Genomic DNA, 19,451 nt, shown 5'->3' on the forward strand with positions numbered 1-19,451 from the left:
AAGTCCGCGACGGGTTAGACGGGTTGGACGTTCTGGACCGCTTCGGCGGGAGCGGCGGGTGCAGCGGAACCGAGGGGATCGGCGGCTGCGGCAGTTTCGGGGGTTCCGGAGGTTTCGGAGCGCGGCGAGGAGGCAGCCAGGGCCTCACGCCGCGAGAGCAGCGGGCCTGCCAGGGCGGTCGTGACCAGCGCCATGATCACCATCATGGTGAACATCCGCCCGTCCAGGACGCCCAGGCTGACGGCCACGTTCAGGATGATGAGTTCGGTCAGGCCGCGGGTGTTCATCAGCAGCCCGAGGTCCTTGGACTCCCGCCAGGAGAGACCGGCGAGCCGGGCGGGACCGATCGCCCCGAGCAGCTTTCCGGCACACGCGACGGCGACGATCAGCGCCAGTTCGACGTAGTCCGCACCATGCAGCGCACCGATGTCGACGCCGAGCCCGGTGACGATGAAGAACACCGGCAGCAGCACCAGACTCAGGTTGTCCATCGGCTTGCGCAGGTGCTCGGCCAGCACCCGGGCAGGCTCACGCGGCATCACGAAGCCGAACAGGAAGGCACCGAAGATGGCGTGGATGCCGATCACCGTGGTCAGCCAGGACGACAGGAACACGCCCGCGCAGAGCATCACCAGCAGCGTGGACCAGCGGTCGGAGCTCGCCAGTCGCCAGACCAGCGCGGCCAGCAGCGGCCGGACCACCAGGAACATCAGCGCGACGTAGCCCGCGCTGTACAGCCCGATCCGGCTGAGGGAGGTGAGGTTTCCACCCGAACTGACCAGGGCCGAGACGTACGCCAGCATGCACCAGGCGAGTACGTCGTCGATCGCGGCGCTCGCCAGCGCCAGTGAGCCCACCCGGGTGTCCATCAGACGGTTGTCGCTGAGGATCCGGGCCAGCACCGGGAACGCGGTGACCGACATCGCCGCGCCCATGAAGGTGGCGAAGGCGGTGAACGGGATGTGGTGGCCGGCCGCGGACGCGTGGTGCGGGTAGAGCAGGGTCGCGAGCCCCATGCCGAGGCCGAATGCCAGCGCGATGGAGGAGAGCGAGACCCCGACCGCCATGCCGACGTGCGGCCGGATCAGCCGCTTCTCGAATTCCCAGCCCACGCCGAACATGAACAGCACCAGGCCGACGTTGGAGACCGCCGAGAGCAGCGGTCGAACGTCAGCCGGAAAGAGGTGGTTCGACAGGTGGCCGGGGAATCGGCCCAGCACGCTCGGGCCGAGCACGATACCGGCGATGATCTCGCCGATGACGACGGGCTGGCGCAGCTTCCGGGCGAACCGGCCGAGCAGGAGCCCGGTCAGCAGCACGATGGCGATCCCGGCCAGCATCATGGCGATTCTGGTGTCCTGGGGGGAGGCCAGGCTTTTCATCAACCCTCCCCTCTGTTCGCGTCGGCGCCCTGGCGGACCGCGTCGTCGCGGGCCGGTCCGGGCGGTGTTCCGGTCTTCCAGAGCAGGCGGAAGGAGAGCAGCGTGAGCCGCCAGCCGTCGGGGGTTCGACGGGCTTCGCCGGTGGCCAGGGTGCCGGTGGCGAAGATCGGCTCCGCCGCTCCGGGCAGGTGGACATGCGTCGCTATCAGGTTGGCGCGCAGCGTGGCCCGGTCGTCCCCGGAGAGGTCGACGACGGCGGGCGAGTTGAGGTGCTGCGTGCTCTCGAACGCCGCCAGAGCGAGACGGTGGTATTCGGCGAGGCCGTCGATTCCCTCGTGCCGACTCATCGGGAACTCCACGCAGGCCTCATCGGCGAACAGGCTCCGCGCCCATTCGTCGTCGAGTTCTTCGTCGTCGAGTGTCAGGAGGTAACGGTCGAGCAGCGCGCCGATTTCGGAAGTTTCGGAAGCTGACTGGCCTGGATGCATTGCTCGAGCATGGCGCTCGCGCCGCGGGCGAGTCAGCCCGATTGTCGCAAACTTGACACAGAATGCAGAACATCTGACGGGCGCCCTGAGGAGTTGACGAACGGGCGAGAATTCCTGAACTTCGACGGACGTTTCCGGCCTCGGGAAATCCACCGTAGGCCGGACCTCGCGGGGGAACTCGCCGGGCGGAATATCCGCCGCCGGGGAGCCGATCGGGAAGCCGATCGGGAAGCCGATCTTCATCCGCCGCTCCTCCGCGTCCAGGCGGCTGGGGAGCCGCGAACCGACCGTTGCCCACGAGAGTACAAACCGCGAGGTCGGTTTGGCAACCTCTCTCCTGACAGGGACTCGACAGGTGGCCGCCTGCGCGCCCCAACTCCGCCTGGATGATCCACGACAGCCGATGGCGCCTACCCCACACGGGGCCTGACGGATGATCAGGTGTTTCTGACAGACCGTGGTGATCGATCTGCCAAAGGGTTGACAAACAGCGATGGCGGTTTGTTATGGTTCTTCCGGTCGCACCGCAGCACCTCAGACGCTGCCGGCAGGCGACCGGGCCGCCTGTCCGCACACTCATCCGAGGAGGACCGTGGACGTCTCGACCCGCCCCAGCCGCCAGTCGGCAGTCGGGCTACTGGAGGCCGCCGTCGGGGAGGGCTTCGCCGAAGCCCTCCAGCAGGGCCTGCGCCGGTCCGTGCACGCCCGACCCGCCATATCCACCGGCGCCGCGGCACCGCGGTCGGCCTCGCACCGGGCGGCCGGACCGGCCGTCACCGCGATCCTCGCCGCTGAACCCCCGGCTGCGGAGGCGGCGCGGCGCACCGCCGTCCTGTCGCCGGGCGAGCCGGCCGCGATCCTGCGGCGCTTCGAGTCCTCGCTGCCCCGCGTCCTGGACGGCCCCACGCAGGACGTCGTCCCGCTGCGGCGTGCACTGCTCGACTACGCGGGGCGGGTGCTCGCCGAGGCGGCGGCCCCCGGAAGCACACCGGCGCCGTCGACCGAGGGGCTGCCGGCTGACCAACTGGCTGCGGCGGGAAACCTGTTGCTGGAATGCGCACTGCTCCAGGTACTGGAGACCGCCCCGGCGACGCACGAGGCCGGGCGGCTGCGCTCGGTGGGGATGGTCCGCGCCCTGGGGAACGCGATGCGCCGGGACGCCGACCACCGCCGGGACAGCGGCGACGCGGACCGCAGTGGCCCGACCCGAGCGCCCGAGCACCGGAGCGCTCAGGACACCCGCGAGCAGGAGTGGCCCGAGCTGCCCCCGCTACGGGAGGCCATCGAGGGGTTCGCCGCCCAGGCCGCTCCGGCCGGCCTGACGGTGCTGGTCACCGTGGCCGGCGACGAGCGGCGGATGTCCGAGGCGTGCCGCCGCGAACTCTTCCTCGCCGTGCGCCACTGCCTGCGCACCGGCTTCGGACGGACCCGGACCGGCTGCGTGACGGTGACGGTGCGGGTCACCCGCTGGTGGGCCCGGGCCGGTCTGACGGACGACGGGGCCGGCGCCGAGGGCCCGCGGACGTCCGGCTCCCGCGGTCAGGCGCTCGGCCCGGTGAGCGAGCGGCTCGAACGGGCCGGGGGCCGGCTGGAGATCAAGGAGATCCCCGGCGGCGGCACCCGGACCACCATCCACATGCCGCTGCGCGCCCGGCCCTAGGCCGCGGTCCCGTCCGGGGTCTCCGAGATCTCCCTGACCTGCGCGCGGGCCTGCGAAACCAGCTGCGTGCCCCGGTCCGGAGACGTGTCCAGCCGGGCCAGCACCGCCGGCACGGCGATGCCGGGCAGCACGTGGTCGAAGAGCAGGGCGACCTCGCTCTCCAGGCCGGGATTGCCCGGCAGGGCTTCCGCCATGATCTGCGCACCGGTCCAAGCACCCACCAGTATCCGCGCGGTGTCGTTCGGCACCACGTGCGGCAGTACCTCGCCCTGATCCTTGGCCTCCTGGATCTGGCCGGCCAACAGCGCAATCCAGTCAGGCCACTTGGTACCGAACAGTGCCCGCGCCGACTTGTCCACGGAGAGCCTGATCGAGGCACTCAGCAGAGGCTCCTGCGGGAGTCGGTAGGCCAGCGCCATCCCGGTGTCCACCATCTCCTGCAACTTGAACGCCTGCGGCTGGACGCCGTCGGTCGTCACCGCCTCGTCGAGCACCCCACGCGCCAGCTCCTCCTTCGAGGAGAAGTGGAAGTACAGGGCGCCCTTGGTGACTTGGGCGCATTTGAGGATCTCCGCAATCGTGGCACCCTCGTAGCCGAATCTGTCGAAGACAAGGGCCGCCGCCTCCAAGATCGCCCGCCGAGTCCGGATCGCACGCTCCTGCTGCACCATTTGAGCCTCCTGTCTTCCGCTCTGTAGCTCTTAACAACTCTTGTAAAAGAAACCAGATAGTCAGTATGTTACCCGAGGGCAGATCGATCGCCTACTCGAGTGCATACATCGTCTCAGGGGGGGACCTTGTACCAGATGCTTCCGCAACCCGCATTCGATTTCCCGAGCACGCTGCGGATCCCGCGCCAGCGAGTCCGCACCGCCCAGGAGACACCTCGCCCGCAGCGGTTCGAAATGGTCGAAAAGATCCCCAAGGAGCTCGTCCACCTCCGTGTGGAGGACTCAGTGCTCATCACCGGATGGACCCGCCACGACGACACGCGGTGCTCGCTCACGGCCGTCTGGCCGGCGGACGCCTCGCCCGGCCGCGACGGCCGGCCGGACTCGCTGCTGATCCCGCAGACCATCCGGCAGAGCGGACTGGCACTCGCGCACGCCGAGTTCGGCGCCCCGCTCACCCACCAGACGCTGCTGGAGCAGTTCGACTACACCGTCGACCCGCACTACCGCCTGACGGCCGGGGAGCCGGCAGCCGTGGAGGTCGAGGCCGTCTGCACGGAGGCCGGGCGCCGCGGACACACACTCACCGGCCTGCGGATAGAAATGACGATCCGCCAGGGCGGCCAGGTGGTGGCGCGCTCCGACAGCCGGTTCTCCTGGATATCCCCCGCGGTCTTCCGCCGCCTGCGGGGCGACTACGCCGTCATCACCGGGTGGGGGGAATGGCCCCTGCCGGGTCCCGTCCTGCCGCGGGTCGCAGGCCGCACCGCCGCCCAGGAGATCGTCCTCTCCCCCACCGGCCGGGCGCACCGGTGGCAGCTCCGCTGCGACGCCGGCAACCCCGCCCTCTTCGACCACCCGGTCGACCACGTCCCCGGACTGGTCCTGATCGAAGCCGCCCACCAGGCCGCGAACGCCCGCACCTCGGGCATGTTCACCCCGGCCTCGGTGACCACGGCCTTCAGCCGGTACGTCGAGTTCGACGCGCCCTGCTGGATCGAGGCCACCGTCCTGCCGACCGAGCAGCCCGGCATCGTCAGCGTCGAGGTCTCCGGCCACCAGCAGGGTGAAGTGGCGTTCCGCTCCACCCTGACCGGGCCGCTCAATGAGGGATGAGATCATCCGGGAGTTCGGGACCCGGGTCGCCATCCTGGCCGCGCCGCGGCCGGGGTGGGTGAGGATGCTCGGGCAGGGCAGCGTCGACGGCCACCCCTGGTCGGTGGATGCGCACTACTACGAGGGGCGCATTCCGCAGGCGACCGTACGAACCATCCGGGACCTTCCCGCTTCGGTCCAGGTCAGGCCGGGCGACGACATGACGGGACCGCTCGCCGAGTTCCTCTCCATGGTGGCCTCCGCCACCGTGCAGCTGGAGCCCGACGTGCTTCCCCCGATTCTCGGGTTCCTCGACGAACTCTCCACGGTCGAGGAGTCATCGGGCACCCTGGTGATCGACGGGGTGCGGGTGGCGGCCGACTCGATCGAGGCCATGGGATCGTTCGCGCTCCGCGCTCGGCTCGACGGGACCAGCGTCATCCTGTGCGGCGAATCAGAGCTCCGCGGCGAACTGAGCGCTGGGCTCGCCTGGCACTCATGAGAGCTGTGGAAGTGGTTCCACGGGATCCTCCGGGCGGGCGACCGTCCAGAGCTCGTCGCCCAGCAGCAACGTGGGTGCTCCTTCGTGCGCGGCGCCTGCTCGTGTCAGTCGTACGCTCAGATGGTCGCCATAGCTGGGCACGGGCAGCCACAGCTTGCGGGCACTGCGGACGCCTTCAGGAGTTCCGCCCAGTACGGCGATCCCCTCGGCCTCCAGGAAGGGGCGCACGTCCCGCACACGTCGCATCGAGTCCTGGGACATGGTCACCGTCTCCAGCACGTTCCGCGATAGCACCCGGCCCTGGACCCGACGGAACAGCTCGGCCATCCGCAACCTGCTCGCGCCAGGCTGCAAGATCGCCTCAAGGTCATGCGGAGGTACCGAGCGCAGGGCGTTATCGGGGAACTCAGCCTGCTGGTGGAGCCAGTGGATGCCCTCCCTCGCGCTGCGGACGGACAGCATCCTGTTCCCATCCCTGTTTCCACGCCCGAGGGGCAGGTCAGAGGAGATACGGCAGATGCCCAGAGACCAGGTGGAGGTTTCCTCCCATGCTGAGAGCAGCAGAGTCAGGTGCCCGTTCAACTCCGGGGGGATCATCCACAGCCCCCGCTGGCTGAACTTGAGATCCACCTCGACGCCGTCGATCAGGTAGTCCATGGCGGTTCCATCGGCAAGCCCGAACTCCCGCTGCACTGTCATCTCGATCAGAGTGCTGAGGTAGGTCTTCTCCGTCTTGCCCAACTGACGGAGTTCGTACCTTCCGGTCAACGGGCCGTCGAGCACCTTGTCGAAGGCCGTTCTGATCACTCGGGCGAATCGCGAGCCGTCCGTGTCCAGGCTGTGCATAACCCCGGCTACGTGCAGCAGTTCCTCGTCATCGGCGATCGGGTTCGGACTGGTGGACCGGGCCCAGGGTGCGACGGAAGGAGCTGCGGTCCGGGCCGGAAGCGGCTCGGGGAGGGCGAGTACCGCTGCCGGGCGCTCCGGCTTCGCGGCGCGCGTCCCCGCCAGGTAGCCGAGGAGGAAGGTGACGGCGGCCTCGCTCTGGTACCGGGCGGCGCGCTCGGCCGACAGTTCGACCTGGAGGGCGGCGATCTGTTCCGCCATCAGCGACGGCGGGTCCGTACTCTCGTCCATGCCAGGCTGCGTCACGCTAGGCGGCTCGGGCAGCTTCTGCTGACGGTTCCTGCGCGATTCGGCGAACAACTCCTGTGCTTTCTCCAGGAGTCCGGCGACCTCCTCGTCTGGCGCGCAGAGGCCGATCACCGCAGCGGCAAGCGTGCCGGCGGCGGCCAGCCCCTCCCCCGAGAACCGCTTGGACAGCGTGGTCGCACTGGGCACCGGCTGGTCGTTGAGCAGCTCCGGGGTGAGCCGGTCCTGCAGATCACGCAGCGTCAGACCGGCGCGCTCCAGCTGCTCGCGCAGCAGGACCGCGATCCGGTTCAGCGCGTCGTCCTCGCCCCGGAGCGGCCCCCACGGCCTACCCTTGCCGCCGTTCCGGTCCCCCATCGCTGCTGCTCCCCATTTGATCAGCGAAACAAAATCTCGTTCCCGGAACAATATAATCAATGGGGCCCGCGCCGCTGAACCGGTGCAGGATGGATCTCCGCGACGCCGTCGGCGTGGCCGCAACTCCTCCTGGACGGTGTCATCGTGACTCAGATCTCGGCGGTCAGGGTTCTCCTGGTCTGCATCGTGCTGCTGACCGGCCTGCTGCTCGCCGTGGTGGCCGCCTGGCTGCCGACCGATCCCGCCGCGAGCTGGGCCGGGCGGGTCAGGAACGGGGCGGTGACCTTCGTGATGGCCGTTACCGTGCTGATCGCGCTGCTCACCGCCGTCGGTCTCCTGTAGGGCCTGTACGACAGTCAGACCGCGCTGGGGCGGCGGGCGTAGACCAGCCAGGTGAGCAACAGGCAGGCGGCGTAGTCGGCGAGGAAGGCGACATAGGCGGCGTTGGCGTTGTGGGTGCTGAGGAAGGACTGGCGCAGCGCGATGTTGACCAGAACGCCGCCGAACGCGCCGACCGCTCCTGCGATGCCGATCATCGCCGAGGCGCGGCGGCGGGCGTCGTGGTCGGTCTGCTGCGGGTCGGCGCCGGGGCCGGCGGTCTGCTGGGCGCGGAGGCGGGCGATGGCCGGGATCATGCGGTAGGTCGAGCCGTTGCCGATGCCGCTGAGGACGAAGAGGGCGACGAAGCCGGCGATGAAGAGGGGCAGCGAGTTCTGCCGGGAGGCGAGCAGCACGGTCAGGGCGCCGGCGGCCATCGCGGCGAAGGTGGCCAGGGTCACCCGCGCGCCGCCCCAGCGGTCGGCCAGCAGCCCGCCGACCGGGCGGACCAGTGAGCCGAGCAGCGGGCCGAGGAAGGTCAGGTAGGCGGCCTTGACCGGGGTGTCGAACTGATGGTGGAACTGGACCTGGAGCACCTGCCCGAAGGCGAAGCTGAAACCGATGAAGGAGCCGAAGGTGCCGATGTAGAGCATCGACATCACCCAGGTGTGCGGGTCGCGCCCGACGTCGCGCAGGGCGCGCCGGTCGTTGCGCAGGGCGGTGAGGTTGTCCATCCGAAAAAGGGCGCCCAGGGCCGCCAGCACGATCAGCGGGAGGTAGGCCAGCGGCAGCAGGCGGGGGTGCGTGGCGCCCGCGGTGGCCAGGATCAGCAGCCCGACCAGCTGGACGGCGGGCACGCCGAGGTTTCCGCCGCCGGCGTTGATCCCCAGCGCCCAGCCCTTGAGCCGCTGCGGGTAGAAGGCGTTGATGTTGGCCATCGAGGAGGCGAAGTTGCCGCCGCCGACCCCGGCGACGCAGGCGACCGCCAGCAGGGTGCCGTACGAGACACCGGGCTTGAGCACAACGGCGGCCAGGGCGGTGGGGACCAGCAGGAGCAGGGCGCTGAGGATCGTCCAGTTCCGGCCGCCGAAGCGGGCCACCGCGAAGGTGTAGGGCAGCCGCAGCACCGCGCCGAGCGCGGTGGGCAGCGCGGTCAGCGTGAACTTGCCCGCCGGGTCGATGTGGTACTCCGGGCCGAGGAAGAGCACCAGCACCGACCAGAGGCTCCACACCGAGAATCCGATGTGCTCGGAGAGGACCGAGAAGACCAGGTTGCGGCGGGCGATCGGGGCGCCGGTGCGCTCCCAGAACTCGGCGTCCTCCGGGCGCCAGTCGTCGATTCCGCGGCGCCGGCCGAACCGGGCCGGGGCAGCGGGGGTTTCGGCCGGGGAGCCGGCGGCGCCCAGTCGCACCGGCCACTGCCGCAGCACCGCCGGTGAGCCGTCGGGCGCGAAGTCCTCGTCCAGGCAGACGCCGGTGCGCAGGTCGAAGGCCTGCTTGTACATCGGCGAGAGCAGCACCGGCACCTCGCCGCGGCTGCCGAGGATGCCGCGCGACATGACGTACGCGCCGCTGAACGGGTCGCGGTTCTCGACCGCGTACAACTCGCCGTCGCCGCCGAGGTAGACGGCCAACTGCTCGCCGTCGAGCAGAAGTGCGACGCCGCGGCCCGGGACCAGGTCGGCGCGCTCGCAGACCGGCGTCCAGCGGGAACCGTCGTGGATCTCCACGGTGGCGGTTGTGTTCGTGGTCAGGGCTGTCGTCATCGGGTTCGAACCTCCAGGTGGGCGCCGGCGATCAGGGCCGGCTGCGGCGACTTCCCGTCCTCGCCGGGCAGTTCGGGGCGGATCTGACCCCGCTCGGGGACGAAGCGCACCGTCGGGTCGGGCACGCCGGGCGCGTTGGCGAACGAGACGAAGCGCCGCAGGCGGTCGGGTTCGGCCAGGGTGGCCGCCCACTCGTCCTCGTAGGTGTCGACATGGCGGGCCATCAACTCGTCCAGGTCGGCGCAGATGCCGAGCGAGTCGTCGACGATGACCGCCCGCAGGTGGTCGATGCCGCCCTCCAGGCGCTCCAGCCAGGGGGCGGTGCGCTCCAGGCGGTCGGCGGTGCGGATGTAGAACATCAGGAAGCGGTCGATCGTGCGGATCAGGGTCTCGCGGTCCAGGGCGGCCGCGAAGAGGTCAGCATGACGGGGCGTCATACCGCCGTTGCCGCCCAGGTAGAGGTTCCAGCCCTCCGCTGTGGCGATCACGCCGAAGTCCTTGCTCTGCGCCTCCGCGCACTCCCGCGCGCAGCCGGAGACGGCCGACTTCAGCTTGTGTGGTGCGCGCAACCCCCGGTAGCGCAGCTCCAGTTCGATGGCCAGGCCGACCGAGTCCTGTACGCCGTAGCGGCACCAGGTCTGCCCGACACAGGACTTCACGGTGCGCAGCGCCTTGCCGTAGGCGTGTCCGGACTCGAATCCCGCGTCGACCAGCCGCTTCCAGATCGGCGGCAGCTGGTCCACCCGCGCTCCGAAGAGGTCGATCCGCTGGCCGCCGGTGATCTTGGTGTACAGCCCGAAGTCGCGGGCGATCTCGCCGATGACGATCAGCCCCTCGGGAGTGATCTCGCCGCCGGGGATCCGGGGCACCACCGAGTAGGAGCCGTTGCGCTGGAGGTTGGCCAGGAAGTGGTCGTTGGTGTCCTGGAGCGCGGCCTGCTCGCCGTCCAGGATGTGCCCGTTGCCCAGGCCGGCCAGGATCGAGGCGACCGCGGGCTTGCAGACGTCGCAGCCCACGCCCGTGCCGTGCTCCTCGACCAACCGGCGGAAGGAGGTGATCCCCTTGACCCGGACGATCTCGTACAGCTCCGCACGGGTGTGCGTGAAGTGCTCGCACATCCCGCGGGCGACCTCCACTCCGCCGGCGGCCAGCTCCTCGGCCACGATGGTACCCAGCAGTTTGACGCAACTCCCGCAGCCACTCCCGGCCTTGGTGCACTTCTTGACCTCGGGGACGCTGCCGCAGCCCTGCTCGCGGACGGCCGCCCGCACGGCGCCCCTGCTGACGTTGTGGCACGAGCAGACCACCGCGTCGTCCGGCAGCACCAGCGGTCCGGCCGCCGCGCCGAGCGAGGCGGGCAGCACCAGCTGCTCCGGCGGGGCCGGCAGCGGCGCGCCACTGGCGGCCAGCGGCCGCAGCAGGCCGTACGACTCCGCGTCGCCGACCAGGACGCCGCCGAGCAGCGCGCCGTCGCGGCCGATCACCAGCTTCTTGTACACACCCTCCCTGCTGTTGGCGTACAGCACCTCCAACGCGCCCTCGGTGGTGCCGTGCGCGTCGCCGAAGCTGGCCACGTCCACACCCAGCAGCTTGAGCTTGGCGGACAGGTCAGCCCCGGTGAACGAGCCCTGGGCGTCGGTGAGTTCGCGGGCGACCACCTCGGCCATCGCGTAGCCGGGGGCGACCAGCCCGTACACCCTCCCGTCGACGGCCTGGGCGCACTCGCCGATCGCCCAGACGTGCGGGTCAGCGGTCCGGCAGTGCTCGTCGACGGTGATGCCGCCGCGCTCGCCGACCAGCAGCCCGCAGGCGCGGGCCAGTTGGTCGCGCGGGCGGACCCCGGCGGAGAAGACCACCAGGTCCACGTCGAGCTCGGTGCCGTCGGAGAGCGCCATGCCGCGCACCCGGCCGTCCTCGCCGGTGGTGATCTGCTGGGTCCCGGCGCCGGTGTGCACCAGCACGCCGAGGTCCTCGATCTTGCGGCGCAGCACCTCGCCGCCGCCCTCGTCCACCTGGAGGGCCATCAGGCGCGGGGCGAACTCCACCACGTGGGTGCGCAGGCCCATCGCGGTCAGGGCGCCGGCCGCCTCCAGGCCCAGCAGGCCGCCGCCGACCACGGCGCCGACCCGGGCCCCGGCGGCGCCCGCGCTGATCGCCTCCAGGTCCTCGATGGTGCGGTAGACGTGGCAGCCCGGCGCGTCGTGACCGGGCACCGGCGGCACGAACGGGTACGAGCCGGTGGCCAGCACCAGCGCGTCGTAGCGCAGTCGGTGGCCGGCGGCGGTGGTGACGGTGCGGGCGGCGCGGTCGATCTCCGCGACGGGGTCGCCGAGCCGCAGCTCCACGCCGTGCTCGGCGAGGAACTCCGGTGGGCACATGGACAGTTCCTCGGCCGAGGTGCCCGAGAACCAGGAGGTCAGGTGCACCCGGTCGTAGGCCGGGCGCGGCTCCTCGGCCAGCACCGTCACGCGCCAGGACTCCGCTCCCGGCCGCTCGAACAGCGCCTCGAGCAAGCGCTGGCCGACCATGCCGTGACCGACCAGAACCAGGTCCTTACGGGTCGTCTGCGGGCGGGTGGTTGACGGGTGGGTGTCGGTCGTCGTCATGGAAGCAGCGTCGTCCGGGCCCGTTACGCGGCCGGGTCCCCCGTGTTGCGCCCCCGGTACGCCCTGCTCACGGCCCGCCCCGGACAAGGTCGGACGAACGACATCTTCCGTAACAGCGTCGGACCGTCACCTAACCCCGACGTGACGGCGGCGCAACGCGGCCGAAACCCGCCGGGCCCAGCCTGCACGGATGGGAACAAGAACCGCTGCCTCCGGCGAGCCGCCGCTCAGAGAACCGAGCGGCCCACTCACCGGCTTCACCGTCGGGGTCACCGCCGCCCGCCGCCGCGACGAGCTCGTCGCGCTGCTCCGGCGCCGGGGTGCGCGCGTGATCGAGGCACCCACCCTGCGCATCCTGCCGCTGGACGACGACGGTGCACTGCGCCACGCCACCGAACGCTGCCTGGCCGGCCCGCTGGACTACGTGGTGGCCACCACCGGCGTCGGCTGGCGCGGCTGGATGAGCACCGCCGAGGGCTGGGGACTTGGCGCCCGACTCGCCGTGGCCTGCCGGGAGGCCGTGGTGCTCACCCGGGGGCCCAAGGCGACCGGCGCGGTCCGCGCCAGCGGCCTGGACGAGACCTACTCGCCGCGCTCCGAGGCCTGCGACGAGCTGCTCACCTGGCTGCTGGCCCGGGAGCTGAAGGGCCGCCGGATCGCCGTCCAGGAGCACGGCGCCCCGCTGGACGGGTTCGCCGCCGCGCTGCGCGAGCGCGGCGCCGAGGTGATCGAGGTCCCGGTCTACCGCTGGGCCCCGCCGGAGGATCCGGACGCCGTACGCCGCCTGGTCGAGCAGACCGTCCGCCGCGAGGTGCACGCCCTGACCTTCACCAGCGCGCCGGCGATCACCGCCTTCCTGGACACCGCCGCCGCCGGCGGGCTGCGCACCGAGGTACTGGCCGCGCTGCGCGACGACGTCATGCCGGTGTGCGTCGGGCCGGTCTGCGCCCGGCCGCTGGAGGAGTACGGCGTGCAGGTGGTCTGCCCCGAGCGCGGGCGGCTCGGCTCGCTGGTGCGCACCATCGCCGAGGCCCTGCCCGCCCGCAACCGGCGCGAACTGGACACCGGCACGCACCGCGTCGTGCTGCAGGGCAACGCCGTGCTGGTCGACGAGGAGGCCTTCTGGCTGCCGCCGGTGCCGGCCGCCGTGCTGCGCGCCCTCGCCGAGCGGCCGGGCCGGGTGCTCAGCCGCGCCGACCTGCTGCGCCGGGTCTGGGCGGGCTCCGCGCCGGGCGCCGGGCCGGACGAGCACGCGGTGGAGGCCGCCGTCGCCCGGCTGCGCGGCGCGCTCGGCCCGCACGCCGACCTGGTGCGGACGATCCCCAAGCGCGGCTACCGGCTGGCGGTGGACGGATGACGGCGCCGCAGCCGACGATGCCGCGGACCACGGCACGCCGGGCGCAGAACGCCCCGACGCTGCTCGCCGTCGCGCACGGCACCCGGGACCGGGCCGGCGCGGCGACCGCCGCGGCGGTGCTGGACCGGGTCCGCGCGCTGCGCCCCGGCCTGCGGGTCGAGGTGGGCTACCTCGACCTGGTCCGCCCCTCGCTGGACGAGGCGCTGGCCGCGCTGGACGGCGAGGTCGTCCTCGTCCCGCTGCTGCTCGGCGCCGGCTACCACGTGCGCGTCGACATCCCGGCCGCCGTCGCCGCCGCACCCCGGGTCCGGGCCGGCATCGCCCCCGCGCTCGGCCCCGACCCGCTGCTCGCGACCGCCCTCGCCGACCGCCTCGCCGAGGCCGGCCGCCCGCCGGGCGACGCACCGGTGGTGCTCGCCGCCGCCGGCTCCGGCGACCCCGCGGCCAACGCCGACACCGCGCGGACGGCCCGCCTGCTGGGCGCGCGGCTCGGTGCCCCGGTCGTCCCCGCCCACCTGTGCGGCCCCTCGCCCACCCCCGCCGAAGCCGTCGCCGCCCTGCGCGCCGAGGGCCACCCGCAGGTCTCCGTCGCCCGCTACCTGCTGGCCCCCGGCTTCTTCGCCCGCCGGGCCGCCGACACCGCCGCCTGCCTCACCTCGGCCCCGCTCGGCGCCCATGACGCGGTGGCCCGGCTGGTGCTGCGCCGCTTCTCGACGAATGCATGACATGCCGTCAAGTATTGGCGTTCATAGGTAAGTTCACTCGTTCGAGTGGCGTGTGCATGGCGCTCCGGGCGAGGTGGGTAGGGCGGAGCCGGGCGGGTCATACCGCCCGGGGCCCCTACCCACCAATGCAGAGGATCACCTATGAGCGAGCAGAACGAGCCCGTCGTAGAGCCGTGGAGCTTCCTCGCCCCGCAGCCGGGCGAGGAGGTCCCGCCCGCACCGGCGCCTGACGCGGTCTGGCAGCTGCGCGGCGGCACAGCCTGGGTGTACTACGCGAACAGCAAGTTCGGCCTGAGCAAGCCGGTCATCCTCTCCGACGGCTTCGAGAGCGGCCCCAGCAAGCTGGACGTGCTCTGGGACGGCCTGGAGCGCGGCGACTACGCCTTCGTCACCGAGCTGCGCCGCCGCGGCTACGACCTCGTGCTGCTCGGCTACGACGACCGCAGCGCCTCGATCCTCAAGAACGCGGACGTCGCCATCGAGTGCATCCAGCGGACCATCTCGGAGCGCCGGGGCAACCACCCGCTGACCGTCGGCGGGTTCAGCATGGGCGGCCTGGTCACCCGCTACGCGCTCGCCAAGATGGAGACCGAGCAGATCAGGCACGAGACCGCGGTCTACCTCTCCTACGACAGCCCGCACCGCGGCGCCTGGATCCCGATCGCCCTGCAGGCCCTCGCGCACTTCCTCAAGGCCACCCCGGCGCTGTCCCAGCAGATCAACAGCGACGCCGCCCGCCAGCTGCTGTGGCGCCACATCTCCACCACCACCGGCACGCCCGAACAGGACCAGCTGCGCACCGAGTTCCTGGACGAACTGGAAAGCGTCGGCAACTGGCCGCAGCTGCCGCGCAAGATCGGCGTCGCCAACGGCAGCGGCACCGGGGACGGCAACGGGGTCAAGCCCGGCCTGGACGCCGTAAAGGTCACCTCCGGCTACTTCGCCGGCACCACCCTGCGCACCCAGAGCAGCGGCAGCAACCAGGAGGTCGCCCGCCTCAAGGGGCTGCTCACCGAGCGGAGCATCACCACCAACGGCCTGCCCGAGCTCGACGGCGCGCCGGGCGGCACGCTGGAGAGCTTCGGCATCGCCGGCCGCAAGCTCAAGATCACCGGGAAGACCGAGGTCGAACCCTCGGCCGCCTGGGTCTGCTTCGTCCCCGCCGTGAGCGCCGTGGCCATCCGCGACCTCGACAAGCAGACCGACCTCTACACCGACATCAACGCGCTGCCGAAGGTGGAGAGCGAGCTGGACGACTTCCTGCTCTCCTCCGAGAACACCCCGCACAGCAAGATGACCGAGGAGCTCGGCAGCTGGATCCTGGACCGGCTGCCCAAGTAGACGCGGGCCCTCAGCCCGCCGCTCGCTCGGTGAGCGGGCGGCGGCGCTGGGCTGCGTCGACCAGAGCCGGCGGGCGCCAGGCGCCGTCCGGCTGGTAGAGGTTGGTGCCGGGCGGCACGATCGCGTCGATCCGGTCGAGGGCCGCGTCGTCCAGGGTGAGCGAGACGCCCTTCAGCAGGACGTCCAGCTGCTCGCGGGTGCGCGGTCCGATGATCACCGAGGTGACCGCCGGGTGCGCCACCGGGAAGGCGACGGCGAGTTCGGGCAGCGTGCAACCCAGGTCGGCGGCGAGCTCGGCGAGTTGCTCGACGGCGTCGAACTTGGCGGCGTTCGCGGGGATCGCGGGGTCGAAGCGGGCCGGAGTGAGCGCGGGGCGGCCGGTGGAGAAGTCGACCGGCGCTCCCTTGCGGTAGCGGCCGCCGAGGAAGCCCGAGGCGAGCGGACTCCAGGTCAGCACGCCCATGCCGTAGCGGCGGCAGACCGGGAGCACATCGGCCTCGATCCCCCGGGCGAGCAGCGAGTAGGGCGGCTGCTCGGTCCGCAGGCGCGGCAGCGCGCGGCGCTCGGAGACGTGCTGCGCCTCGACGATCTCCTCGGCGGGGAAGGTCGAGCAGCCGAAGGCGCGGATCTTGCCCTGGCGCACGAGGTCGCCGAGGACCGAGAGCGTCTCCTCGATGTCCGTCGTGGGATCGGGGCGGTGGACCTGGTAGAGGTCGATCCAGTCGGTCTGCAGGCGCTTGAGGCTCTCCTCGACCGCCTGGAGGATCCAGCGCCGCGAGTTGCCGCCGCGGTTGCGGCCCTCGCCCATCGGGAAGTGCACCTTGCTGGCGAGGACGACCTCGTCACGGCGGCCCCGCAGGGCCTTGCCGACGATCTCCTCCGACTCGCCCGCGGAGTACATGTCCGCGGTGTCCACGAAGTTGATCCCCTGGTCGAGCGCGGCGTGCACGATCCGGGCGCAGTCGTCGTGGTCGGGGTTGCCGACGGCGCCGAGCATCATGGTGCCGAGGCAGTACGCGCTCACCTCGATACCGGTGCCGCCGAGGACGCGATAGCGCATGGGTCCGTTCCTTTCCGAGGGACTGCGGCCCTGTCGGGCCGTCCACCGGCTGCACTCTAGGACCTTGAGTGCACTCCACCTCAAGCGCTTTCTGCCGCCCTCCGAGGAGGACCACCGCCGGGTACTCGCGGTGCTCGCCTACCTGGAGGTGGGCGGGTGACGCCCCCCTCCTCATATGATCTGAGAAGCATGCGTCATTCTTAGTGATAGATCGCATTGTTTGTGCGTCCGGCATGATGGGGAACAGCAAGTACTTGCGCCGTCCGTGACCAGCCACGGGACGGCCGAGAAGGAGGAAGCACGTGGACGACGTTCTGCGGCGGGCCGCGCTCTTCGCGGCTCTCGACGACGAACAGGCCGGCGAGCTGCGCGCTTCCATGACCGAGGTAACCCTCGCCCGTGGTGAGTCGCTCTTCCACGAGGGTGACCCGGGCGACCGGCTCTACGTGGTCGCCGAGGGCAAGGTCAAACTGCACCGCGCCTCGCCGGACGGTCGCGAGAACATGCTCGCGGTGCTCGGCCCCAGCGAGATGATCGGCGAGCTCTCGCTGTTCGACCCGGGACCGCGCACGGCCACCGCCAGCGCGCTGACCGAGGTCAAGCTGCTGGGCCTGGGCCACGGCGACCTGCAGCCCTGGCTGCACGCCCGCCCGGAGGTCTCCATCGCCCTGCTGCGCGCCATCGCGCGCCGCCTGCGGCGGACCAACGACGTGATGTCCGACCTGGTCTTCTCGGACGTCCCCGGCCGGGTCGCCAAGGCGCTGCTCGACCTCTCCCGCCGCTTCGGCGTGCAGTCGGAGGAGGGCATCCACGTCGCCCACGACCTCACCCAGGAGGAGCTGGCCCAGCTGGTCGGCGCCTCCCGCGAGACGGTCAACAAGGCGCTGGCCGACTTCGCCGGCCGCGGCTGGCTCAAGCTGGAGGCCCGCGCCGTCGTCCTGATGGACGTCGAGCGCCTCTCCCGCCGCTCGCGCTGAGCACTTCTCCCCGAGGACCACGGACTCAAATGAGTCCGTGGTCCTCGAGGTATCGCAGCTGCGCCCGCACGGAGAGCTCGGCGGCCGGCCAGAGCGCCCGGTCCACGTCGGCGTAGACCCGCGCCACCACCTGTTCGGCGGTACGGCAGCCGGCCTCCACCGCGGTCTCCACCTGCGCCAGCCGGCCGGCCCGGTGCGCCAGGTAGTACTCGACGCCGCCCAGCGCGTCGGCCAGCACCGGCCCGTGCCCCGGCAGCACCGTGTGCACCCCGTGCTCGGCCGCGAGCGAGCGCAGCCGGCGCAGTGAGTCGAGGTAGTCCCCGAGCAGGCCGTCCGGGTGCGCGACCATCGTGGTCCCGCGCCCCAGCACCGTGTCGCCGGTGAGGATCGCGCCGTCGGCCGGCAGGTGGAAGGTGAGCGAGTCCGAGGTGTGCCCGGGCGTCGGGACGACCCGCAGCTCCAGCCCGCCGACCTCGATCACCTGGCCGCCGTGCAGGCCCGCACCGCCGAGCCGGTGGACCGGGTCGAGCGCCCGGACCTCGGTGCCGGTCAGCTCGGCGAAGCGGGCGGCGCCCTCGGCGTGGTCGGCGTGGCCGTGGGTGAGCAGGGTCAGCGCGACCCGCTGCCCCCGCTGCTCGGCGATCTCGATCACCCGGCGCAGGTGGCCCTCGTCCAGCGGTCCCGGGTCGACCACCACCGCCAGGTCCGAGCCGGGCTCGGCGAGCAGCCATGTGTTGGTCCCGTCCAGGGTCATCGGGGACGGGTTGGGCGCCAGGACGCAGAGCGCCCGGGGGGTGGCGGCCCCGCCGACGGTGTCGGCGGGGTCACCGGGGAGCAGACCTGTCACTGCATGCCTTCGAGTTCGTCCAGGCGCCCGCCTTCGGTGCGCCGGGCCAGCGGGCGAGGGGCGAGGGGGCGGACCAACGGGCGCCAGGTCGGGTCGGTCGCGCCGACCACCGGCTCGCGCCACAGCCGGCGGCCCGGCGCGCGCCGGGCCTCCAGGCTCCGGGCGGGGAGTGTACGCACCGTACGGCGAGCCACGTCATTGTGGATCATCGGTTGGGGGTCCTTCCTCGGGATACGTGCCATCGATGGTCAGCTCTTCATACCCTGACCATCGGATGGTCATTCGATCACCCGCCAGCTCGGCTGTGCCGAGAACGGGAGCCAGATCGCGCGCCGCCGACGCGTCGAGCGCCTCGCGCGCCGTCCGGACCGGCAGCAGCTCGCGCAGCACCGACACGGTCGGCGGGAGCATGCCGTAGCGGCCCTCGGCGCAGCCGCGGACCGCCTCGGCCGGGGTCAGCCAGGCCACCCGGTCGGCCTCGCCGACCTCGTCCGCGGCCTGCTGGCCGGGCGGCATCGCGGCGACGAAGAACCAGGTGTCGTAGCGCCGGTCCTCGAAGACCGGCGTCACCCAGCGGGCCCAGCCGCCCAGCAGGTCACTGCGCAGTACCAGGCCGTTCTCGCGGCAGAACTCGGCGAAGGAGAGCTGGTGGGCCTCCAGCGCGGCGCGCTCGGCGCTCCAGTCCCGCGCCGGGGCAACGGTGTCCGCGTCCGGGCCGGCCAGCAGCACGCCGGCCTCCTCGAAGGTCTCCCGAACCGCCGCGCAGACCACCGCCTGCGCCGTCGCCCGGTCCACGCCCAGCCGGGCCGCCCAGGCGTCCGGACTCGGCCCGGCCCAGGCAAGGGCGGCCTCGGCGTCCCGCGGGTCGACCCCGCCACCCGGGTAGGCGTACATCCCGGCCGCGAAGGCCATCGACGTCCGGCGGCGCAGCAGGTACGCCTGCGGCCCGTCGGCGGCGTCCCGCAGCAGGACCACGGTGGCGGACGGCTTCGGCACGGGCGGGGTCAGCTCGCCGGCGGCCAGGGCCCGGATCCGGGCAGGCCAGCCGGGTGGCATGGAGGGAGCGGCCGGGGTCGGGCCGGGGAGGTGCGCAGCCATGCCCGGATGCTATGCACCCGGGCACGGCTCTGAACAGAGGCTCAGACCA

General features: G+C 71.9%; 18 protein-coding genes and 1 pseudogene. 8 read left to right on the plus strand and 11 right to left on the minus strand.

What is annotated here, in order from left to right; all coding sequences use genetic code 11:
• Positions 1-14: 14 nt before the first annotated feature.
• Both P3T37_RS10120 and P3T37_RS10125 read right to left on the minus strand, forming a co-directional pair.
• Positions 15-1,382: a cation:proton antiporter gene (locus tag P3T37_RS10120; RefSeq protein ID WP_280723172.1), complete on the minus strand. Its 1,368-nt coding sequence runs from the start codon at positions 1,380-1,382 to the stop codon at positions 15-17.
• Positions 1,382-2,113 carry a nuclear transport factor 2 family protein gene (locus P3T37_RS10125; RefSeq protein ID WP_280723173.1) on the minus strand — a complete coding sequence of 244 codons (732 nt, stop codon included), beginning with the start codon at positions 2,111-2,113 and terminating at the stop codon, positions 1,382-1,384. The genes P3T37_RS10120 and P3T37_RS10125 overlap by 1 nt, the downstream gene beginning before the upstream one ends.
• A 349-nt stretch (positions 2,114-2,462) precedes the next feature.
• On the opposite strand from P3T37_RS10125, the gene P3T37_RS10130 reads away from it, so the two are divergent.
• Complete coding sequence (locus tag P3T37_RS10130; RefSeq protein ID WP_280723174.1) at positions 2,463-3,530, plus strand: hypothetical protein; 1,068 nt, start codon at positions 2,463-2,465, stop codon at positions 3,528-3,530.
• Here the strand turns inward: P3T37_RS10130 and P3T37_RS10135 are convergent.
• Positions 3,527-4,201, minus strand: coding sequence for a ScbR family autoregulator-binding transcription factor (locus tag P3T37_RS10135; protein WP_280723175.1), 675 nt, complete (start codon positions 4,199-4,201; stop codon positions 3,527-3,529). The genes P3T37_RS10130 and P3T37_RS10135 overlap by 4 nt on opposite strands.
• 234 nt (positions 4,202-4,435) lie before the next feature.
• On the opposite strand from P3T37_RS10135, the gene P3T37_RS10140 reads away from it, so the two are divergent.
• Positions 4,436-5,317 carry a ScbA/BarX family gamma-butyrolactone biosynthesis protein gene (locus tag P3T37_RS10140; protein WP_280723440.1) on the plus strand — a complete coding sequence of 294 codons (882 nt, stop codon included), beginning with the start codon at positions 4,436-4,438 and terminating at the stop codon, positions 5,315-5,317.
• The gene (locus tag P3T37_RS10145) at positions 5,307-5,798 is read left to right on the plus strand and encodes a hypothetical protein (RefSeq protein WP_280723176.1); all 492 of its coding nucleotides are present in this window, start codon (positions 5,307-5,309) and stop codon (positions 5,796-5,798) included. The genes P3T37_RS10140 and P3T37_RS10145 overlap by 11 nt, the downstream gene beginning before the upstream one ends.
• On the opposite strand, the gene P3T37_RS10150 is transcribed toward P3T37_RS10145, so the two are convergent.
• On the minus strand, positions 5,793-7,307 hold the full coding sequence (locus tag P3T37_RS10150) for a NaeI family type II restriction endonuclease (RefSeq protein ID WP_280723177.1): 1,515 nt from the start codon (positions 7,305-7,307) through the stop codon (positions 5,793-5,795). The genes P3T37_RS10145 and P3T37_RS10150 overlap by 6 nt on opposite strands.
• A gap of 144 nt (positions 7,308-7,451) precedes the next feature.
• On the opposite strand from P3T37_RS10150, the gene P3T37_RS10155 reads away from it, so the two are divergent.
• Positions 7,452-7,649 carry a hypothetical protein gene (locus P3T37_RS10155; protein WP_280723178.1) on the plus strand — a complete coding sequence of 66 codons (198 nt, stop codon included), beginning with the start codon at positions 7,452-7,454 and terminating at the stop codon, positions 7,647-7,649.
• 14 nt (positions 7,650-7,663) lie between these two features.
• Here P3T37_RS10155 and P3T37_RS10160 read toward each other — a convergent pair whose 3' ends face one another.
• The 3 genes and pseudogenes from P3T37_RS10160 to nirB form a co-directional block, all read right to left on the minus strand.
• A complete protein-coding gene (locus tag P3T37_RS10160) occupies positions 7,664-9,031 on the minus strand; it encodes a nitrate/nitrite transporter (RefSeq protein WP_280723441.1) in 1,368 nt (455 codons plus the stop codon).
• Between the two features lie 9 nt (positions 9,032-9,040).
• Positions 9,041-9,391 (minus strand): annotated as a pseudogene (locus P3T37_RS10165) (nitrite reductase (NAD(P)H) small subunit); the annotation flags it as partial.
• The gene (gene nirB, locus P3T37_RS10170; protein WP_280723179.1) at positions 9,388-11,997 is read right to left on the minus strand and encodes a nitrite reductase large subunit NirB; all 2,610 of its coding nucleotides are present in this window, start codon (positions 11,995-11,997) and stop codon (positions 9,388-9,390) included. The gene nirB and the pseudogene P3T37_RS10165, both read right to left, overlap by 4 nt.
• A gap of 190 nt (positions 11,998-12,187) precedes the next feature.
• Here nirB and P3T37_RS10175 point away from each other — a divergent pair, with 190 nt between their 5' ends.
• The 3 genes from P3T37_RS10175 to P3T37_RS10185 all read left to right on the plus strand — a co-directional run bounded on the left by P3T37_RS10175 (position 12,188) and on the right by P3T37_RS10185 (position 15,420).
• Positions 12,188-13,354, plus strand: a complete 1,167-nt coding sequence (locus P3T37_RS10175; RefSeq protein ID WP_280723180.1) for a uroporphyrinogen-III synthase — start codon at positions 12,188-12,190, stop codon at positions 13,352-13,354.
• The gene (locus tag P3T37_RS10180; protein ID WP_280723181.1) at positions 13,351-14,079 is read left to right on the plus strand and encodes a CbiX/SirB N-terminal domain-containing protein; all 729 of its coding nucleotides are present in this window, start codon (positions 13,351-13,353) and stop codon (positions 14,077-14,079) included. Before P3T37_RS10175 ends, P3T37_RS10180 begins: the two co-directional genes overlap by 4 nt.
• A 141-nt stretch (positions 14,080-14,220) precedes the next feature.
• On the plus strand, positions 14,221-15,420 hold the full coding sequence (locus P3T37_RS10185; RefSeq protein WP_280723182.1) for a hypothetical protein: 1,200 nt from the start codon (positions 14,221-14,223) through the stop codon (positions 15,418-15,420).
• 10 nt (positions 15,421-15,430) lie between these two features.
• On the opposite strand, the gene P3T37_RS10190 is transcribed toward P3T37_RS10185, so the two are convergent.
• A complete protein-coding gene (locus P3T37_RS10190; protein WP_280723183.1) occupies positions 15,431-16,480 on the minus strand; it encodes an aldo/keto reductase in 1,050 nt (349 codons plus the stop codon).
• 302 nt (positions 16,481-16,782) lie between these two features.
• Here P3T37_RS10190 and P3T37_RS10195 point away from each other — a divergent pair, with 302 nt between their 5' ends.
• Positions 16,783-17,457, plus strand: coding sequence for a Crp/Fnr family transcriptional regulator (locus P3T37_RS10195; protein WP_030240972.1), 675 nt, complete (start codon positions 16,783-16,785; stop codon positions 17,455-17,457).
• A gap of 25 nt (positions 17,458-17,482) precedes the next feature.
• Here the strand turns inward: P3T37_RS10195 and P3T37_RS10200 are convergent, their stop codons facing one another.
• From P3T37_RS10200 to P3T37_RS10210, 3 genes are read right to left on the minus strand one after another with little or no spacing between them, the layout of a single operon-like run.
• Positions 17,483-18,304: an MBL fold metallo-hydrolase gene (locus P3T37_RS10200; protein WP_280723184.1), complete on the minus strand. Its 822-nt coding sequence runs from the start codon at positions 18,302-18,304 to the stop codon at positions 17,483-17,485.
• Positions 18,301-18,513 carry a hypothetical protein gene (locus P3T37_RS10205; RefSeq protein ID WP_280723185.1) on the minus strand — a complete coding sequence of 71 codons (213 nt, stop codon included), beginning with the start codon at positions 18,511-18,513 and terminating at the stop codon, positions 18,301-18,303. Before P3T37_RS10205 ends, P3T37_RS10200 begins: the two co-directional genes overlap by 4 nt.
• A complete protein-coding gene (locus P3T37_RS10210) occupies positions 18,500-19,402 on the minus strand; it encodes an NUDIX domain-containing protein (protein WP_280723186.1) in 903 nt (300 codons plus the stop codon). Before P3T37_RS10210 ends, P3T37_RS10205 begins: the two co-directional genes overlap by 14 nt.
• Positions 19,403-19,451 lie beyond the last annotated feature (49 nt).

Source organism: Kitasatospora sp. MAA4 (assembly GCF_029893355.1).
In the GTDB taxonomy this organism is placed as follows: domain Bacteria; phylum Actinomycetota; class Actinomycetes; order Streptomycetales; family Streptomycetaceae; genus Kitasatospora.